Origin of the sequence: Micromonospora sp. NPDC047467 (assembly GCF_040643095.1) — a bacterium.
Classification (GTDB): Bacteria; Actinomycetota; Actinomycetes; order Mycobacteriales; family Micromonosporaceae; genus Micromonospora.
On the sequence record NZ_JBEYTO010000008.1, the window covers coordinates 245,226 to 264,021 of the forward strand.

General features: G+C 70.0%; 16 protein-coding genes and 1 pseudogene. 12 read left to right on the forward strand and 5 right to left on the reverse strand.

From position 1 onward, the window contains the following. The first annotated feature begins 11 nt into the window (after positions 1-11). Together ABZ780_RS23030 and ABZ780_RS23035 are read left to right on the forward strand one after the other, a co-directional pair. Positions 12-914, forward strand: a complete 903-nt coding sequence (locus ABZ780_RS23030; RefSeq protein WP_357002344.1) for a pyridoxal-phosphate dependent enzyme — start codon at positions 12-14, stop codon at positions 912-914. Positions 915-953: 39 nt separating this feature from the next. Then, positions 954-1,856, forward strand: a complete 903-nt coding sequence (locus tag ABZ780_RS23035; protein WP_357002342.1) for a hypothetical protein — start codon at positions 954-956, stop codon at positions 1,854-1,856. 107 nt (positions 1,857-1,963) lie between these two features. On the opposite strand, the pseudogene ABZ780_RS23040 reads toward ABZ780_RS23035, so the two are convergent. Continuing rightward, positions 1,964-2,368 (reverse strand): annotated as a pseudogene (locus ABZ780_RS23040) (helix-turn-helix transcriptional regulator); the annotation flags it as partial. Between the two features lie 334 nt (positions 2,369-2,702). Between ABZ780_RS23040 and ABZ780_RS23045 the strand changes: the two are divergent. The 10 genes from ABZ780_RS23045 (at position 2,703) to ABZ780_RS23090 (ending at position 14,587) form a co-directional block, all read left to right on the forward strand. Then, entirely contained in the window at positions 2,703-3,521 is an 819-nt protein-coding gene (locus tag ABZ780_RS23045; protein WP_357002340.1) for a basic amino acid ABC transporter substrate-binding protein, read from the forward strand. A gap of 76 nt (positions 3,522-3,597) precedes the next feature. Further along, positions 3,598-4,392, forward strand: coding sequence for an amino acid ABC transporter permease (locus ABZ780_RS23050; RefSeq protein ID WP_357002338.1), 795 nt, complete (start codon positions 3,598-3,600; stop codon positions 4,390-4,392). A 5-nt stretch (positions 4,393-4,397) separates the two neighbouring features. Beyond that, the gene (locus ABZ780_RS23055; RefSeq protein ID WP_357002820.1) at positions 4,398-5,237 is read left to right on the forward strand and encodes an amino acid ABC transporter ATP-binding protein; all 840 of its coding nucleotides are present in this window, start codon (positions 4,398-4,400) and stop codon (positions 5,235-5,237) included. 514 nt (positions 5,238-5,751) lie between these two features. Continuing rightward, a complete protein-coding gene (locus ABZ780_RS23060; protein ID WP_357002336.1) occupies positions 5,752-6,756 on the forward strand; it encodes a multicopper oxidase domain-containing protein in 1,005 nt (334 codons plus the stop codon). A 24-nt stretch (positions 6,757-6,780) separates the two neighbouring features. Beyond that, positions 6,781-10,716, forward strand: coding sequence for a ThuA domain-containing protein (locus ABZ780_RS23065; RefSeq protein ID WP_357002334.1), 3,936 nt, complete (start codon positions 6,781-6,783; stop codon positions 10,714-10,716). Positions 10,717-10,724: 8 nt separating this feature from the next. Beyond that, on the forward strand, positions 10,725-12,251 hold the full coding sequence (locus ABZ780_RS23070; RefSeq protein ID WP_357002332.1) for a plastocyanin/azurin family copper-binding protein: 1,527 nt from the start codon (positions 10,725-10,727) through the stop codon (positions 12,249-12,251). 32 nt (positions 12,252-12,283) lie between these two features. After that, a complete protein-coding gene (locus tag ABZ780_RS23075) occupies positions 12,284-13,261 on the forward strand; it encodes a hypothetical protein (protein ID WP_357487451.1) in 978 nt (325 codons plus the stop codon). A gap of 225 nt (positions 13,262-13,486) precedes the next feature. After that, complete coding sequence (locus tag ABZ780_RS23080) at positions 13,487-13,951, forward strand: thioredoxin family protein (RefSeq protein ID WP_357487453.1); 465 nt, start codon at positions 13,487-13,489, stop codon at positions 13,949-13,951. Further along, complete coding sequence (locus ABZ780_RS23085; RefSeq protein WP_357487455.1) at positions 13,948-14,079, forward strand: hypothetical protein; 132 nt, start codon at positions 13,948-13,950, stop codon at positions 14,077-14,079. The genes ABZ780_RS23080 and ABZ780_RS23085 overlap by 4 nt, the downstream gene beginning before the upstream one ends. Before the next feature lie 67 nt (positions 14,080-14,146). Next, the gene (locus ABZ780_RS23090; protein ID WP_357487456.1) at positions 14,147-14,587 is read left to right on the forward strand and encodes a DUF4395 domain-containing protein; all 441 of its coding nucleotides are present in this window, start codon (positions 14,147-14,149) and stop codon (positions 14,585-14,587) included. 45 nt (positions 14,588-14,632) lie between these two features. On the opposite strand, the gene ABZ780_RS23095 is transcribed toward ABZ780_RS23090, so the two are convergent. The 4 genes from ABZ780_RS23095 to ABZ780_RS23110 form a co-directional block, all read right to left on the reverse strand. Continuing rightward, positions 14,633-15,610, reverse strand: a complete 978-nt coding sequence (locus ABZ780_RS23095) for a cyclase family protein (protein WP_357002325.1) — start codon at positions 15,608-15,610, stop codon at positions 14,633-14,635. After that, positions 15,597-16,361: a helix-turn-helix domain-containing protein gene (locus ABZ780_RS23100; RefSeq protein ID WP_357002323.1), complete on the reverse strand. Its 765-nt coding sequence runs from the start codon at positions 16,359-16,361 to the stop codon at positions 15,597-15,599. The genes ABZ780_RS23095 and ABZ780_RS23100 overlap by 14 nt, the downstream gene beginning before the upstream one ends. 62 nt (positions 16,362-16,423) lie before the next feature. Beyond that, complete coding sequence (locus ABZ780_RS23105; protein ID WP_357002321.1) at positions 16,424-17,494, reverse strand: extracellular solute-binding protein; 1,071 nt, start codon at positions 17,492-17,494, stop codon at positions 16,424-16,426. Positions 17,495-17,655: 161 nt separating this feature from the next. Next, complete coding sequence (locus ABZ780_RS23110) at positions 17,656-18,792, reverse strand: ABC transporter ATP-binding protein (protein WP_357487458.1); 1,137 nt, start codon at positions 18,790-18,792, stop codon at positions 17,656-17,658. Positions 18,793-18,796: the final 4 nt, after the last annotated feature.

The following is an 18,796-nucleotide window of genomic DNA, read 5'->3' on the forward strand; positions in this document are numbered from 1 at the left end:
TAGCTGTCGGCATGATCGCACCTGTTTCCCTCGGCACGTGGCCGACTCCGCTGGAGGCCGCGCCCCGGCTCGCGGCCCGGCTGGGGCTGGACGAGCTGTGGTTCAAGCGTGACGACCTCGGCGGGCTCGGCGGCGGCGGCAACAAGGTCCGCAAGCTGCGCTACACCTGCGCCGAGGCGGTCGCCGCCGGCGCCACCACGGTGATCACGCCGGGCGCGCCGCAGAGCAACCACGCACGGCTGACCGCCGCGGCGGCCGCGCGGCTCGGCCTGGCCTGCGTGCTGGTGCTCGCCGGCTCGCCCCCGACCGACCGGCGGGGGAACCTGCTGCTCGACGAACTGGCGGGTGCCGACATCGTCTGGGCCGGCGACAGCCCGCTCGCCGAGGTGTTGGCGGTCGAGGCGCAGCGGCGGTCGGCGTGGGCCATCCCCTTCGGTGGCACCTCACCCGCATCGGTCCAGGGGTACGTGGACTGCGGCCGGGAGCTGCGCGCCCAGCTGCCGGACATCGACGGGGCGGAGGTCGTGGTGGCGCTCGGCTCGGGCGGGACGATGGCCGGGCTCGTACGCGAACTGGGCGCAGAGCGGGTGGTCGGGGTGGACGTCGGTGCCCTGCCCGACCCTCGGGCGACAGTCGCCGGCCTGCTCGCCGGCGAGGTCGAGCCGGCAGCGCTGCGGATCGACGGCTCGCAGGTGGGTGCGGGTTACGCCACCCTCACCGACGGGGTGCGGGCGGCGCTGGCGACGACCGCCCGGGCGGAGGGGGTCTTCCTGGATCCGACGTACACGGGCCGGGCGATGGCGGCGCTGCTGGCCGGCAGCTTCCCGCGCGGCGGCAGGGTGGTCTTTCTGCACACCGGCGGTCTGCCGGGGCTCTTCGGTCATCCTGGGCTGTTCAGCGGCGAGGATCACTGAGCGACGGTGCCCCGATCGGCTCGTGCCATGATTGCGCGCATGGGCAAGCAGCAGCACGTCGGCGGATCCGACCGGCACAACGAGCCGGGCGGTAGCGCCCCCGGTGCGACCGGTGGTGATGCGCGCCTCGGCGTGGCGCAGGACCCGGCGACGTCACAGATGACCCTCATCGACCTGGCGTCCGACCCGTCGCCCGTGGTCCGCAAGGCGGTCGCCGGTCGGAGCGACGCGCCCGCGCAGGCCCTGCGACCACTGGCCCGGGACCATGATCGTCATGTCCGGGAGGCGGTGGCGAGGAACCCGTCGACGTCGGTCGGCAACCTCCTGCGTCTCGTCAAGGACGCGGACCGGTGGGTCCGCTGGGCAGTGGCCGGCAACCCGGCGTGCGACGAGTCGGTACGCCGGGCCATGGCCGAGGCACCCGACAAGGAGCTTCGTGGCCTCCTCGCCGAGAGCCGCGAGTTGGAGCCCGACCTGGCGGCCCGGCTGGTCGACGACGTCTCACCCGAGGTGCGGGAGCGACTCGCCACCCACACCCACGACCCGGACGTCATCACCGCGCTGATGGCCGACCGCACCGGACGCGTCCGCAAGGGGCTCGCTCGCAACCGGCGGACCACCGCCGCGCAGCGCAGCGCACTGGCCACGGACCCGGTGGTCGACGTCCGTGCCGCGCTGGTCCGCTCGGTGGAACTCGACGAGGCGGATCTGGAACGCCTCGTCGACGACCGTTCGGTGCAGGTCCGACTGGCGATGGCGACCTCCGAGGTCGTCCCGCCGCACATCCGCCAGGCACTGGAGCGTGATCCGGACGAGATGGTGGCCTCGGCGGCACGGGACTTCCGCCCGGCGTCGGGCAACAACTCGGTGGTGCGGGCGCCCCGCATCGGTCACCGGCCCTCCGGGGCCGGCCCCGCTCGGGCGGGCGGCACCGCCCACTGACCCGTGCGGCCCGCGGCACCCGGAGGTTACAGACGTGACACCCGAGGCTGGGGCGGGGCGTTGCGGCGGACGACCTGCGCCGCCGATGACGGCCGAGCGTTCAGCGGTACGTCTCGGCGGGCCAGGCGGTGCAGCAGGGCGCGGATCTGGCGCTTGTCCGCGGCGGGGACGGACTCGTCCAGCAGCCGTTCGCGGATGCTGCCCATGTCCGCCTCGACCTGCCTGAGCGCCGCCGGAGGGCTGGCTGGGGCGGCGGTGCCCGCCATCGCGAGCGGCCGGATCGCGGCGGCGATGGAGAGCCCGAGCGTGGCGCACAGGCTGCGTACCTTCGCCAGCTCCGGATAGCGCTGCCAGTCGCCGGCGAGCCAGCGGAACAGCGTCGAGCGGCTGATGCCGGTGTGTCGCGCGATGTCGCCCACCGTCCAACCGCGTTGATCCCGCGCGTCCTCGACGGCCTGGCGAACGAACTGCGCGAACGCCATCTGGGGCGTCGTGGGAGTAGTGTCCGACATCGGAGGTGCCCCCCTCGGTCCTGTGGTGCTCCGCGTGCGGCGCTCGGCCCTGATGTGATCTTCTCGCAGCTGATGGCGTCGTGCCGTGTCGTCCGGCCCCACTCCCTTACTCGTTCGAGGTTGGGCGGTTACTCAACCGCTGATCGCCGATGGCCGACGTACCCCGGGGCGCCGCCGTCCGGGTGCCGGGCCCGCTGCTGTGACGGTTGCCTCACCCGTCCGGTGTGATCTTGGATACGCCTCGTCGAGGCGAGTACCGTCCCCGTGTCGAAACTCGTCTTCGCACCAACCTGGCTGCCTGTCACAGGGGCAGCCGAACCGGAGGGACACCGTCGTGAGGTTCCAGAGCGCAGTCCGGCAGGCCGGCCTCGTCGTGGCGATCACCGCCCTCGCCCTGAGCGCGGGCTGCGCCAAGAAGGACGACAGCGAGGTCCAGGCGAGCGGGGTCAAGCTGGTCCAGGCCGGCAAGCTGACCGTCTGCACCCACCTGCCGTACCCGCCGTTCCAGTCGAAGGACGCCAGCGGCAAGGTGACCGGGTTCGACGTCGAGGTGATGGACCTCGTCGCCAAGGAGCTGGGCGTCGAGCAGACGATCGTCGACACCCCGTTCGAGGGGATCAAGTCCGGCCAGGACCTGAACACCGGCAAGTGCGACGCGGCGGCCGCCGGCATGACCATCACCGAGGAACGGCAGAAGGTGATGAACTTCTCCGACCCGTACTTCGACGCCACTCAGGCGCTGCTGGTCAAGACCGGGAAGCCGTACAAGTCGCTCGACGACCTCAAGGACCGCAAGCTCGGCGTCCAGGCGTCCACCACGGGCCGGGACTACGCCCGCAAGTTCGAGAAGGAGAAGGGCCTGCAGCTCGTCGAGTTCGAGGATCTCGCCGCCCTGCAGCAGGCCGTCGCCAACGGTCAGGTCGAGGCCGCCATCAACGACCTGCCGGTCTGGACCGAGTACCTGAAGAAGAACCCGGGTGGGTTCGAGGTGGCCGCCGAGTTCGACACCGGCGAGCAGTACGGGTTCTCGGTGAAGAAGGACAGCAACCCGGAGCTGCTCAAGAAGATCAACGAGACGCTGGCCAAGGCCAAGCAGGACGGCACGTACGACACCGTCTACGAGAAGTGGATCGGCAAGCGTCCGAGCGCCTGATCGAAGCGCAGTGCAGGAGGGTGCGCGTCCCGCGCGCCCTCCTCGTCGATAACCTCCGGGAAGGCAACGAGCGAACGTGAAGCTGCGACGCCGCCAGCGGGAGCGGTTGTCCCTCGGGCTCCAGTACCTGGTCTTCATCGCCATCATCGCCGCGGTGGCCTACGCCGCCGACTGGGGCAGGCTGAAGGACGCGTTCTTCCGCGTCGACATCATCGAGTCGATGTTCCCGACGATCATCACCGTCGCGCTGCGAAACACCGTCCTCTACACGCTTGGCGCGTTCGCCTTCGGCCTCGTGTTCGGCACCATCCTCGCGCTGATGCGGCTGTCCCGGGTGGCGCCGTACCGCTGGGTGGCGACGGCGTACATCGAGCTGTTCCGGGGTCTGCCGGCGCTGCTGGTGCTCTTCCTCGTCGGGTACGGCATCCCGATCGCCTTTCCGGAGCGCGAGATTCCGGGAGGCGTGTTCGGTTCGATCGCGATCGGCCTCGGTCTGACCGCGGCGGCCTACATGGCCGAGACCATCCGGGCCGGCATCCAGGCAGTGCCGAAGGGGCAGATGGAGGCGGCCCGCACCCTCGGCATGTCGCACTTCACCGCCATGCGAACGATCGTCATCCCGCAGGCGTTCCGGATCGTCATCCCGCCGCTGACCAACGAACTCATCCTGCTCACCAAGGACTCGTCGCTGGCCTACGTGCTGGGCGTGACGGCACAGACCATCGAGATCACCAAGTTCGGCCGGGACATGCTGAACGACCGGGTGAACGCCACTCCGCTGCTGGTGGCCGGTCTCGCCTACCTGGTCATCACCCTGCCCCTGTCCCAGGTGGTACGACGCCTCGAACTCCGCTACGCCAAGGCCCGGTGACCCGCATGATGACCACGCCGCCCCGCCCCGCCGTCGAGATCCGCGACCTGCACAAATCCTTCGGGCCACTGGAAGTGCTCAAGGGCATCGACTTCGAGGTCGGCCAGGGTGAGGTGGTCTGCGTCATCGGGCCGTCCGGGTCCGGCAAGTCGACGCTGCTGCGCTGCGTCGACCTCCTGGAGGAGCCGACCGCCGGCAAGATCTGGGTGAACGGCGTCGAGATGACCGACCCGGATGTCGAGATCGACGCGGTACGCCGTGGCATCGGCATGGTGTTCCAGTCGTTCAACCTGTTCCCGCACCTGACCGTGCTGAACAACCTCACCATCGCGCAGCGGCGGGTGCTGCGGCGCGGTCGCGCCGAGGCCGAGCGGATCGCGCGGGCCAACCTGGAGCGGGTCGGGCTGACCGACAAGGCCGACGCGTTCCCGGCGCAGCTCTCGGGCGGGCAGCAGCAGCGGGCGGCGATCGCCCGGTCGTTGTCGATGGAGCCCAAGCTGATGCTCTTCGACGAGCCGACCTCCGCGCTCGACCCGGAACTGGTCGGCGACGTGCTCACCGTCATGCGCAAGCTGGCCGAGGACGGCATGACGATGATGGTGGTCACCCACGAGATGGCGTTCGCCCGCGACGTCGCCGACCGGGTCGTCTTCATGGACGGCGGTGTGGTGGTCGAGCAGGGCCCGCCGCACGAGGTGCTCGGCGCGCCGAAGCACGAACGGACCCGCGCGTTCCTCTCCCGGGTCCTCGACCCGACCCACGTCGCGCAGCTTGGCCAGCCCGCCCAGTCGCCCGAGCCGCCCGCGGCTCCCAGCCTCCCGGCCGACAACCGCCACAACCTCTGACGCCCACGCCGGAACCTCTGACGCCCACGCCGGGCCGCCCCGGACCGCCCTCGGCCGGACCCCGGTCGGGCCGCTCGGCCGTCGCCCCCATGATCGACACGACATCGCCGATGTGGGGGTATCGCGCGCTCCGGATCCCCCACATCGCCGATGTGGGGGTATCGCGCGCTCGGGATGCCGCCACATCGCCGAAGTGGTGTGCCGCGCCTTCGGGATGCCGCCACATCGGCGATGTTGAGCGGATCACGCGCGGCGTGACGGGCTGAGGCGTGCCCCGGCCTGCGTCGCAGGTTTCTGTCAATCGATGGTTGCCGTGATGTCAAGGTAATCTTTTTGCAATCAGACCCTGTACTTTCGTCGATGGATTACATAAGTTGCTGTCATCCACCGAAAGTTCTGAGTCTTCCGAGCAAAGCCCGCGACGAGCCTCACCTCAGTCGTGCCTCCGCCCTGTGCTCGGCGGTTGCTGCACCCTGCCCTCGTCGCGTCTTCGCCCGGTCGGGAACGGAGACCCATGGACGATCATGCCGTTGGCTCCCACCGCCAACTGTCCCGCCGATCGCTGATCGCCACCGGGGCGCTGGCCGCCGGGGCGCTGGGCGCGTCCGCGCCAGCGATCGGCACCGCGTTCGGAGGTAGCCCCGCACAGGCCGCCTCCGGCGTCACGAAGAAGGTCACCATCTACGCCGAGCAGTTGCCCGGCAACCTGTTCGGGTACGGGCTGGCACCCGGTCAGGCCACCGTGCCGGGGCCGGTGCTGGAGATCTACGAGGGTGACACCCTGGAGATCACGCTGGTCAACACCACCAACCAGCGGTTGTCCATCCATCCACACGGGGTGGACTACAGCACCGACTCGGACGGCAGCCCGCTCAACGCCTCGTTCAACAACCCGGGTGAGACGCGCACGTACGTCTGGCGCTCGCGGGAGATGTTCGCCGCGACGGGCCGGCGGTTCATGCCGGGCAGCGCCGGCTACTGGCACTACCACGATCACGCCATGGGCACCGACCACGGCACCGCCGGGGTGGCGAAGGGCCTGTACGGGGCGCTGATCGTCCGGCGGCGCGGCGACATCCTGCCGGACAAGCAGTTCACCGCCGTGTTCCACGACATGACGATCAACAACAGGATGGCGCCGGCCACGCCCATGTTCGAGGCGAACCTGGGCCAGCGGGTGGAGTGGATCGCCATCGGGCACGGAAACCTGTTCCACACCTTCCACCTGCATGCCCACCGCTGGGCGGACAACCGCACCGGCATGCTGGAAGGCCCGGCCGATCCGAGCCTCGTGATCGACAACAAGGACCTCAACCCGGGCAGCTCCTTCGGCTTCCAGGTCCTCGCCGGAGAGGGCGTCGGGCCCGGCGCGTGGATGTACCACTGCCACGTGCAGTCCCACTCCGACGGCGGCATGGCCGGCATCTTCCTGGTGCGCAACGCCGACGGCAGCATGCCGCCGGGCGCCGAGGAGGCGATCCACCGGTTCCAGGGCCACACCCACACGCATGGCAGCTGACCGAAACCGAGAGTGGGGACGGGCATGACCAGACACATTCGACGAGCACTCGCCGCGGTAGCGGCCATCGTGACACTGATCCCGGCGACGACGGCGGCAGCCGCACCGCGAACGGCGGCGGCACCGCAGGCGGCGCAGTCACCGAAGACCGCGGTCCTCGTGTTCCACGGGCCGGTGGCCGAGCAGCAGGACCCGGTGGCACGCGCCGCGGACACCATCCGGCAACTTGGCGCCGGTCATGACATCGATGTCATCACCACCACCGACCCGAGCGTCTTCACTGCGGCCGGGCTGTCCGCGTACCGCAGCGTGGTCTTTCTCTCCGCGACGGGCGCCGCGCTCAACCGCGACCAGGAGTCGGCGCTACAGAGCTACATGAAGGCCGGCGGCGGCTTCGTCGGCATCGCCGACGCCGCCCGCGCGCAGGTCGACTCGGCCTGGTTCACCGGCCTGATCGGCACCCGCCCGGCGGGTGCCATCCCGGTGGCCGAGCCGGTCGCCCGGGTGACCGCCAGCGGCGAGAACCCACCGACCGAGACCAAGGAGAAGCTGACCGACGGCGACTCCAACACCAAGTGGCTGGTCCGCACCCCGACGGCCTGGGTGGCCTACGAGCTGAGCGCGCCCAAGCGCATCACCGGGTACGCGCTGACGTCGGCCAACGACTTCACCGGCCGCGACCCGAAGGACTGGACGCTCCAGGGCTCGGCGGACGGCCAGAGCTGGACCGACCTGGACCGGCGCACCGGTCAGGTCTTCCCGGAGCGGTTCCAGACCCGCCGCTTCGACATCACCACCCCGCGGGAGTTCACGCACTTCCGGCTGAACATCACCGCGAACAGCGGGGAGCCGTTGATCCAGCTCGCCGACCTGCGGCTCTTCACCGGCGACACCAGCGCGCCGCAGATCCCACCGGTGAACCAGGCGGTGGTCAACATCCTGGACCGCCAGCACCCGGCCACCGAGTCCCTGCCGATGACGATCACCCGGTCGGACCGTTGGGACAACTGGGACCCGAACCCGATCGGCACCGTGCACACCCTCGCCCAGGTCGAGGAGCGGCACTACAACCCGGGACCGGGCGCCAACGGCCCGTTCCACCCGGTGTCCTGGTGCCGGGACTACGACGGAGGCCGGTCGTTCTACACCGGCATGGGCCACACCGAGGGCAGCTACGGCGAGGAGGCGTTCCGCGCGCACCTGACCGGCGCCCTCAACTGGACCACCGGCCGCGTCCGCGGCGACTGCCAGGCCACGATCGCGTCGAACTACAAGGTGGAGCGACTCACCGCGGCCAACCAGACCGGTCAGCTGGACCAGATCGGTGAGCCGCACGGGCTGACCACCGCCCCCGACGGCACGGTCTTCTACGTCGGCAAGGCGGCCTGCCCGAGTGGCCCGATCGCGGACTGGAACAACCCGAACGTCGGTAAGGGCTGCGGCACCATCCACTCGTGGGACCCGCGCACCAAGCAGGCCAAGCTGCTCACCACCCTGGAGGTGATGGGCAACCGGGGCAGTGGCTCCGAGTTGGTGAAGAACGAGGAGGGTCTGCTCGGCATCGTGCCCGACCCGAAGTTCGCCGAGAACGACTGGCTCTACGTCTACTGGATGCCGCACGACTCGATCGACCGGGTGAAGCGGGTCGGGCAGCGCACCATCTCGCGGTTCACCTACGACCGCGAGGCGCAGACCATCGACCAGGGCACCCGCAAGGATCTGCTGGAGTTCCCGGTGCAGATCCACAGCTGCTGCCACGCCGGTGGCGGCATGGCGTTCGACGCCAAGGGCAACCTCTACGTGGGCTCCGGCGACAACAACTCCTCCGAGGGGTCGCAGGGCTACTCCGGCAACAACTGGACCCAGGAGTACCAGGGGATCTCGTTCCAGGACGCCCGTCGTACGTCGGGTAACACCAACGACCTCGCCGGCAAGATCATCCGGATTCACCCGGAGGCGGACGGCACGTACACCATCCCGGAGGGCAACCTGTTCCCACCGGGCACCGAGAAGACCCGTCCGGAGATCTACGTGATGGGCGTGCGCAACATCGCCCGACTGCAGGTCGACCCGGAGCACCAGTGGCTGACGGCCGGCTGGGTCGGCCCGGACGCCTCGTCGCCCAGCCCCACCCTCGGCCCGGCCAAGTACGAGACCGCCACCATCATCACCTCGGCCGGCAACCACGGTTGGCCGTACTGCATGGGCAACCGGCAGCCGTACCGGGACCGCAGCAACACCGACGCGACAGTGCTGACCGGCTGGTACGACTGCGACAACCTGAAGAACGAGTCTCCCCGCAACACCGGTCTGGTGGACATCCCGGCGGCCCGGGACAACATGATCTGGTATTCGCCCGACGGCGGGGGACCGGTCTTCCCGAAGAGGACAGACGGCAGTGGCCTGCCGACCTACGTCGCGGCCGACGCCACCTACACCCAGCCCTACCTGCGCGGCGGCGGGCAGGCCATCATGTCCGGCCCGACCTACCACCGCGACCGCGTCGACACCAACAGCGGCGTGGCCTGGCCGGAGTACTGGGACGAGAAGTGGTTCATCGGCGACCAGTCGAACGCCAACAACCGGGTCGCCGTCACCGTCGACCCCGCCGGCGTGCCGCAGGCAACCCCGCCGGTGTACGCCGAGACGCTGCGGGCCATCATTCCCAGCGGCAACGGCGACACCCGTCTACAGAGCTGGATGGACGCCACGTTCGGCCCGGACGGCGCGCTCTACCTGCTGGACTACGGAGGCGGGTTCTTCAGCCTGCACCCCAACCAGAAGCTGATCCGGATCACCTACACCGGTGGCGCGCCCACTCCGGCACCGACGGCCAACTCGGTCGCCGTGCAGAACAAGCCCCTGACCATCGCCTTCGACGGCTCCCGCTCCGGCGGCGTCAGCCACCGCTGGGAGTTCGGCGACGGCACCACGTCGACCGAGGCGAACCCCCGGCACACGTACGCCAAGGTCGGCACCTACACCGCCAAACTGACCGTCACGTACGCCGACGGTGAGACGGCGACGGTGCAGTCCACGGTCACGGTGGGCTGCGCGGTGCCGGACGGTCGGCAAACCGTGTGGCTCGACGACACCGACAGCAAGGTGCCCAACCGCACGGTCGGGCAGGGCTGCACCATCAACGACCTGATCGACGACGAGAGCACCTGGGCCGACCACAACAGCTTCGTCCGACACGTGACAGCCGTGACCCGCGCGCTTCAGGACGACGAGCTGCTCAATGCCCGCGAGTCCGGCACCCTCACCCGCCTGGCCGCCGCGTCGGAGATCGGTCGGGACGGACACACCGGGTACGAGCCACTCTACGACGGCACCGCGGAGTCGCTCCGCGGGTGGCAACAGGCGCCGACCGGGTCGTTCGGCATCCAGCCGGACGGGGCGCTGCGCTCCAGCGGTGGCCTGGGCATGCTCTGGCACACCAAGGAACTCGGCGACTTCTCCCTGAAGGTGCAGTTCCGCGACATCGCGCCCGGCGCGGGTCGGGCCAACACCGGCGTCTTCATCCGGTTCCCCGACCTGCGGACCCCCCTGGAGCAGCGCCCGCCGGGCAGCTGCGGCACTGTCGGATCGGCCCGGACCTCGCCGGCGTGGATGGCGATCTACTGCGGACACGAGATCCAGATCTATGACGGTGAGACCGGTGAGCCGCAGAAGACCGGCTCGGTCTACAACTTCGACCCCGTGCCGCTGGCCCAGGCCGGCGTCACCCCGAAGAACCAGTGGAACGACTACGAGATCCGCGCGGTCGGCCAGCACTACACCATGATCCGCAACGGTGTGGTGATCAACGAGTTCGACAACACGCCGGGCAAACAGTCCTCCCGCGCCGGCGACCCACCGACCGATCTGCGGCAGTTCCTGCGCGGCTTCATCGGCCTGCAGAACCACGGTGACAACGACCTGACCGAGTTCCGCAATATCCGCGTGCGCGAACTCTAGGAGAGACGATGCCCCGACGACTGACGGCCGCGCTGGCGGCGCTCCTGCTCACGGTGATCCCGTGGGCCGCGACGCCCGCCACCGCCGCGCCACGCGCCGCGGAACAGGTGCTGACCTGGACCGCCGACGACGACATCACCCGCTACAAGTCCGCGCCCGCCCAGGCGGCGGCCGGCCAGACGACGATCATCTGGGAGAACAGCGCGGCCACCGGCAACACCACCGGGATGCCGCACACCCTGACCTTCGACACCACCACCGACGGCTACAACCACGACGTCACGCTGAACATCCTGGCCAGCCCGTTCGACGCCAACGACGGGCGACACCAGGCGACCGTGACGCTGACCCCGGGCCGCTACCGCTACTTCTGCTCCATTCCGGGCCACGGCCAGATGGTCGGTGAACTGGTGGTCACCGACGGGGGAGGTGGCGGCGACACCACGCCGCCGACGGTCACCGCCGCCGTGTCGGGCGACCGCGACCAGGCCGGCAGCTACCTCGGTGCGGCGACGGTGACCGTGACGGCCACCGACGCCGACTCGGGGGTGGACACGATCGAATACCAGGTCGACGACACCAGCTTCCACCCGTACACGCAGCCGGTGCGCGTCACCGCGATCGGCGACCACGCGGTGCAGTTCCGCGCCACCGACCAGGCCGGCAACACCAGTGCGGTCGGCTCGGTGTCGTTCCGGATCGTCGAGCCGACCGAGGAGGACACCACCGCGCCGGTGGTCACGGCCGCGCTGTCCGGCGACCGCGACGGCGACGGCAACTACATCGGTACGGCCACCGCCACGCTCACCGCCACCGACGCGGAGTCCGGTGTCGCGAGCATCGAGTACTCGCTGGACGGGGGCGCCTTCACCACGTACGCGAATCCGATCGTGGTGAACGCGGTGGGGATGCACATGCTGCACTACCGGGCGACCGACGTAGCCGGCAACACGTCGGCCGAGCAGATGGCGCACTTCACCGTCGTCGAGCCGCCAGCCGAGGACACCACGCCACCCACGGTCTCCGCCACGGTGGCCGGCGACCAGAACGACGACGGCGCGTACGTCGGCGGCGCGACAGTCACCGTCACCGCCAGCGACGACGAATCGGGCGTGGCAAAGGTCGAGTACGCGCTCGGCACCGGGGCCTGGACCGCGTACACCAGCCCGGTCGTCGTCCGTGCCCCCGGCGCACACACCGTGCGGTACCGGGCGACCGACACCGCCGGAAACACCTCCACCGAGCAGTCGACGACGTTCACCGTGGTGGCCGACGGCACCGACGCCTGCCCCGAGTCCGACACCCGGGCCACGGTGATCATCGACGGCGACGACACCGGGGTGGCCAACGTCGACACCGGCGACGGCTGCACCATCAACGATCTGATCGACGAACACGCCGACTACCCCGGCCACGCCCAGTTCGTCCGGCACGTCGAAGCGGTCACCGCCGCGCTCGTGACCGGCGGCACGCTCGACCGGCGGCAGCAGGGCGCCATCGTCCGGGCCGCGGCCCGATCGGACGTCGGCGCATGAGTCCCCGAACCTCACCGACAGGGAGTACAACGATGCCCAGACGTACCGTCGTCAAGCTGGCCACCGTCAGCGCCGTCGTCGCCGCCTCGGTGTTCGCGGTGGCGCCCACCGCGCACGCCGACCTGGTCACCCACTGCGTCGGCACCGGCGGCGCGGTGACCGTCCCCAACGACCTGCTCGTGCCGGCCGGCAAGTCCTGCTCGCTGACCGGCACCACGATCACCGGCAACGTCACCGTCGCGGCCGGCGGCAACCTGGTGGTCACCGGTGGCCGCGTCAGCGGTGAGGTACGCGTCGCCGCCGACGGCTACCTCGACGCCACCGACACGACCGTCGACGGCCCAGTGGTGCTGGCCGCCGGCGGGTACGGCGTCTTCCTCTCCGACGCCCAGACCGGCACCGTGACCGTACGACCGAAGGGTTCCGCGACCATCGACAGCTTCCTGTTCGTGGAGGAGTCGACGATCGCCGGGCATGTCAACGCGAGCGCCGGTGAGGTCCGGCTCGACCGTGGAACCCAGGTGCAGCGCAACGTCAGCAGCACCGGCACCTACTACACCGACGTGCACGACTCGTTCGTCGACGGCACGCTGTCGGTGCTGAACAGCGCCACCGGCAGTGTGGTGTGCGGCAGTGCGGTCCGGGGCCGGGCCACCTTCGCCGGCAACCTGGGCGGTGTGCAACTCGGCCCGAACGGCGGCCTCGACAGCTGCGCCTCCGGCGGCTACTGGGGCGGGGACGTCAGCATCACCAGCACCACCGGTGGCGTCACCGTCGACGACAACATCATCAACGGCCAGTTGACGGTGACGTCCAACAACCCGGCGGCCCAGGTGGCCGAGAACAACCGGATCCGTGGCGGCGTGACCGGTGACCAGGCGACCGCGACCACCAACCGAGCCGCCCGGGTGGCGAACCCGGACCGCGAGGAAGCCGGCGAGCAGCGGGCGGAGGTTCGGCGTACCTCGGCCGAGCGGGAGGCCAGCGAGGCGGGCGCCGCCCGGCTGTAGACGCCGGGTGGTCACGCCGGGCCGGACGTCATCAGGCGTCCGGCCCGGCGCTCGTCGGCGGGCTCCCGGCGCTCGTCGGGGGCTCCCGGCGTTGGTCGGCGACTCCGGGCGCTGGTTGGCGGTTCCCGGTGCTGGTTGGCGGCTCCCGGCGGTGGGCAGGTCGACGTGGTGTGGTCATCCACACGGCGGAGGCTGACCGCCCTCGGACTGTGGCAGGCTTGGGCGGTGCAGCACACCAACCTGACCGGCCTCCTGGTGGTCGTCGGCGTGCTCACCCTCGCGACCGCCCTCGGCTGGTGGTGGCGCCGACGCGACGGCCGGATCCGCCCGGTCGCCCGCGAAGACCAGCTCGCCGACTCCGGCCCCGATCCCGCGTCGCCGGTGCTCGCCGCGCTCGGGGCACGCCCCGGTGCGGTCACCCTGATGCAGTTCTCGTCCGCGTTCTGCGCCCCCTGCCGGGCCACCCGCCGCCTCCTGACCGAGGTCGAGGGCCGCGTCGACGGGGTCCACGTCGTGGAGATCGACGCCGAGCGGCACCTCGACGAGGTCCGCGAGCTCGCGATCTGGCGTACGCCGACGGTTCTGGTGGTGGACGCCGAGGGCCGCATCGTTCAGCGCGTGTCCGGGGTGCCGGGCCGCGACGAGTTGATGGCCGGGCTCCGGCCGCTGCTCAGCGGAGCCGCGCGATGACCGGCACCGTGTCCACCGGCACCGCGTTGACCGGCACCGCGTTGACGCGCACCGCGTTGATCCGTCGGCGGATCGTGGACCACGGTCGGCTGTCGGCGAGCCTCTGTCCGGCGTTCCCTTCCGCCTGAGCCGCCTCTCGCCTCCGCCGGGCCCACCCTCGCGTGCCCCGGCGTCCTCGCCGAACGGAACCCACCCATGCTGCTCGACCCTCGTGCGCCCCGGTTCGCCGCGGCCATCACCACCGCTGTCCTCGCCGTCGCCCTCATCACCGGCTCGACCCTGCTGCTGACCGTCCAGGCGGTGATCTTCGCGGTGACGGCGGCCAATCCCCGCTTCGGCCTGTACGGTCTGCTGTACCGCGCCGTCGTCGCACCCCGGATCGCTGCGCCCACCGAGTTCGAACCGGCGGCCCCGGTGCGCTTCGCGCAGCTCGTCGGGCTGGTCTTCGTGGTGGTCGCGGCGATCGGGTTCCTGGCCGGCGTGCCGGCGCTCGGTCTCGCCGCGACCGGTGCGGCACTGGCCGCCGCGTTCCTCAACGCGGCCTTCGACCTCTGCCTCGGCTGCGTCGGCTACCTCGCTCTGCGCCGCCTGGCAGGTCGGCCGATGGCGGCCCGGGTGCCGGCGGGGCTCTCCTGACCGCCGAGCAGGTCACCCCCCGGCTTCCCGCCCGCCGTTGCCGACTCACTTGATGGCGAGCGCGTTGGGCGGGGAGCCGACCCCACCCGGGATGTTGAGTGGCTTGCAGGTCAGGAAGAAGTCGTAGCGGCCGTCCTGCGCGCAGCTCGCGGCGAGCTGGTCGAGCTTCCACAGCTCGCCCATGGCCATGCCGAGCAGGGCGATCAACGGTCGGTGCAGCATGCCGCTGTGGTTCACTCCGCGCTCGGGTGCGCGTTCGTCGGCCATCCGGAAATCCGAGTCGATGACGGGATCGGCCTCGACGGCGGGCGTGTCACTCGCGACGAGCGCGATCTCGTGGTCCCACAGCCAGCGCAGCGTCTGTTCGCGTTGGGCCAGCCCGGGGGACCTGTTGCGGGTGTTGAACTCGATGCGCTGCGGGCGCGACTTCGACACGTAGTTCTCGGCCCAGCCGGTGCGCAGCAGCAGGATGTCACCGCCCTGCCACTGGACGCCCTGGTCCGCCGCGATGGCGTCCAGGGTGGGCGCGTCGAGGACGACGGTCGTCTCGCAGTCGTACTCGCGGCGGTGCGCGGCGAAGAAGCGCGGTACGTCCAGCAGCACGCCCCGTCCCGCGATGCCCGACTCGGCCCAGTTGTGGATGCCCAGCCGGGTCGAGTCACTCGTGTTGTCGGTGGCCGCGAGCCCGTTGTAGAAACCGTGTCGCGGGTGGCCGATGTGGCGCAGCGCGTCCACCTGGGACGTCGACTGGAGGTAGAACGAGTCGAGCCAGTCGTCGCGGTGGAACTCGTTGTTGGCGAACACGTGGTGCGCGGTGGCGGGACGGGTGCCGGTGGGGTACGGGTCGAACGCGTTGACGGGGTAGTCGAGGTTGAACCTCCGGCCGCTGCGGACCAGTCGCGCGGCCGCCGCGACGCGCTCCGGCGTCAGGAGGTTGATGGTGCCCAGTTCGTCGTCACGGCCGAAGACGTCCCAACTTGAGTGGGGTGGGTCGGCGGAGGAGAGTTCGTCATAGGTCGGCATGTGGCCCTTCACCTGGAGCCTTCAGTTCGTCGCTGAGCGCGGTGGCGGTTGCCAGGAGTTGCTCGAGTGCGGTGGCCAGGTCGAGTTCCCCGGCCCCGAGGATTGCCACGGTGGCGCACATTCCCTGCTCGTCGAAGACCGGCGCCGCCATGGCGAACAGGCCGCCGCTGTGCCGGGCGATGCTGAACCCCTGCCGGCGGGCGGAGTAGATCTCGGACTCCAGCCGGGCGCGGTCGACCGCCGACATTCCCGCGGCGGCGGCGTCCAGCGCGGACGGGTCGGCGTACGCGAGGAACAGGTGGGTCTGGGCTGCGGTCATGTCGAGTTTCGAGCCGGCGTGCACCGTCACCACGACCATCCGACTCGTGTCCTCCTCGACGAGGGCGACCACCGGCTCCTGTGCGCCGCGGATGCTGAGCACCGCCGTCATGCGGACGGCGGTGCGCAGCTTCCGCAGGTGGGGGCCGGCGATCTCGACGATGCGCTGGCGTCCCAGAGCCTGAATTCCCAACTCCAGCATCAGCCCGCCGAGCGCGAACGTCCCTCGACGGGTGCCTCGTTCGAGGATGCCGGCGGCCACCATGGACGCGCAGTACCGGTAGGCCGTGGTGCGGTTCAGTCCGGTGCGTTCGGCAACGTCCGCCGCTGTGAGCTCGAGGACCCGAGGGCCGAACAGCGCGAGGATCTGGCCGACACGTGCAACGGCCCGGATGTCGGAGCTCGATGCATCGGTCGGATCAAAGTTCACCATCGCTGAATCGTAGTTCACAGGGGGAACGTTCAGGGTTCAGTGTGAGCCGTGGGGGAGCGGCTTCATCCCGCCAACCAGTTGGTGAGCTTCGTGGTCACCTCATTGAAGTTGGCAGCGTACCAGTCGACGTCCTGCAGGACGGTCTCGCCGGTGTTGGCGGGGCCATAGACCTCGACCTTTTTCGCGTTCGGCGACAGGTTCGACTTGGCGGCCTTGTTCACCGGCGCGGTGCCGAGGGCCTCGGAGATGCCGGCGACCGCTTCTGGGGTCACGACCTGCGGCAGGAACCGTTGTGCGGCCTCGACGTTCGACGAACCCTTCGGGACGGCGAAGGCGTTGATGGAGGTGACTGTCACGTCCCAGACGACGGTGACGTCCGTGCCGTCCTCCATCAGTGGCACGAGTCGCGAGTCGGCCAGCAGGAACATGTCGACCTGCTTCGAGCCGACCGCCTGTTGCAGGGCACCGACGTTCGGGGCGAACGTCGTGACCTTGCGGATGGTGTCGAGCTTCTTGAGCGCGCGGTCGACGTCGAGCGGGTAGAGGTCCTTCGGGGCCACGCCGTCGGCGAGCAGCGGATATTCGAGGATGCCGTTCTGGATGTTGGTGAGGATGCCGCGCCGGCCCGGGAACTTCTGGACGTCGAAGAAGTCCTCGATCGTCTTCGGCGCCGTGGCGGCGTCCGGGAACGCGTCGGTGCGGTACGCGAACGGCGACGCGTTGATGAAGTTGCCGATGTAGCACTCGCCGATGGTCCCCTCGACGAGGTCCTTCTTGTCGACCGCGGAGAAGTCCAGCTTCTCGAAGAGCGTCCCGCAGTTCTGGGTGGCGGCCGCGGGGGCGACCGCGACCACGTCCCACAGCACGGAGTTGCTCTGCACCTGGGCCTTGACCTGGGAGACGTCCGGGGGTGACGAGTTGACGAACGTGACGTTGGGGTTCGCAGCGGTGTAGGGCTTCTGGTAGTGCTCGATCATCGCCTCCTGGCCGACGCCGCCGTAGGCGACGAAGGTCAGCTTCACCGGCCCATTGGGGTCCGTCGTGGCGGCCGTCTCGCCGCCACAGGCGGCCAGCAGGGCCACGGCGGTGATCGCGCTGATGGCCGCGAGGCCGCGACTAGTTCTGGTCACCATCGTCACTTCCTTCGGTAATAGGTTCGTTCGTCAGCCGTGATTGTTCAAAGTGTGGGTCTTGACTTCGTAATATGAACGCTAGGCGGGGCGAGCGCGGGTTTGCAAGGGCCGTTCAGGCGAGATGTTTGGAATACGTCGATCGCTGTTCGCCTAGTGAACGATCAGGCGGCTACGACGCGCTGCTTCTCGACACGCCACCAGGCGACGACCGACTGGCCGACGCTCAGGTCCGTCTGCGCCGCGTCGAACCTCGCGCGTCCGACAGTCCCGCCCCGGCCGAGCGAGAGGACGGCGGTGCGGTAGGAGCCCATGTAGCCGACATCCCGGATGATGGCGGTCACCGAGTTCGCCCCGGCCGGCACCGCGCCGGCATCGGTGACAACGCGGACGTCCTCCGGCCGTACCACCAGCGCGACCCGCCCGCCGGCACTCGCCCGCGCCGACACGGTGCGGGGATCGAGCGCCCAGACGTTGCTCTCCCACACCGCGGTGTCGCCCACGCCCTGCGACAGCTCGAAGACGTTCGAGTCGCCGAGGAAGCGCGCGGTGAAGAGAGTTTCCGGGGCCTCGTAGAGCGATTCGGGCGTGCCCACCTGCTCGATGTGGCCGTCGTTGAAGAGGGCGATGCGGTCCGACAGGTTCATCGCCTCCTCCTGGTCGTGGGTGACGAACACGAAGGTCGAGCCCACCTCGCGGTGGATCCGCTGGATCTCCATCTGCAACGAGGACCGCAGGTTGCGATCGAGCGCCCCCAGCGGCTCGTCGAGGAGCAGCGCGGTCGGGCCGAAGACGATAGCGCGGGCGAGCGCGACCCGCTGCTGCTGACCCCCCGACAACTGGGCGGGATAGTTGTCGTCCCGGCCGGTCAGCTGGACGAGTTCGAGCACCTCGGCGACCTTGCGCGCTATCTCGGCCCGGGGCACCCGGCGTTCGCGCAGCGGGTAGGCGACGTTCTGCGCGATCGTCATGTGGGGAAAGAGCGCGTAGTTCTGGAAGAGCATTCCCAGGTTGCGCTTGTGCGGGGGCAGAGCGCTGACGTCGGCCCCGTTGAACGAGATCGTTCCCGCGGTGAGCGTCTCGAATCCCGCGATGAGGTTGAGCGTCGTGGTCTTGCCGGAGCCACTCGGCCCGAGCAGCGTCATGAACTCGCCCGGTTCGATGGTGAGCGAGACGTCCGCCACGGCGGGGATAGCCAGGCCGTAGTCCTTGGTCACACCGTTGAGGCGGATCTGCGTACCGGCCCGCGGTGGGATGGACGCGGGCGCGTGCGCGACAGTGGGGGACGGCGTTGCAGGCATGCGA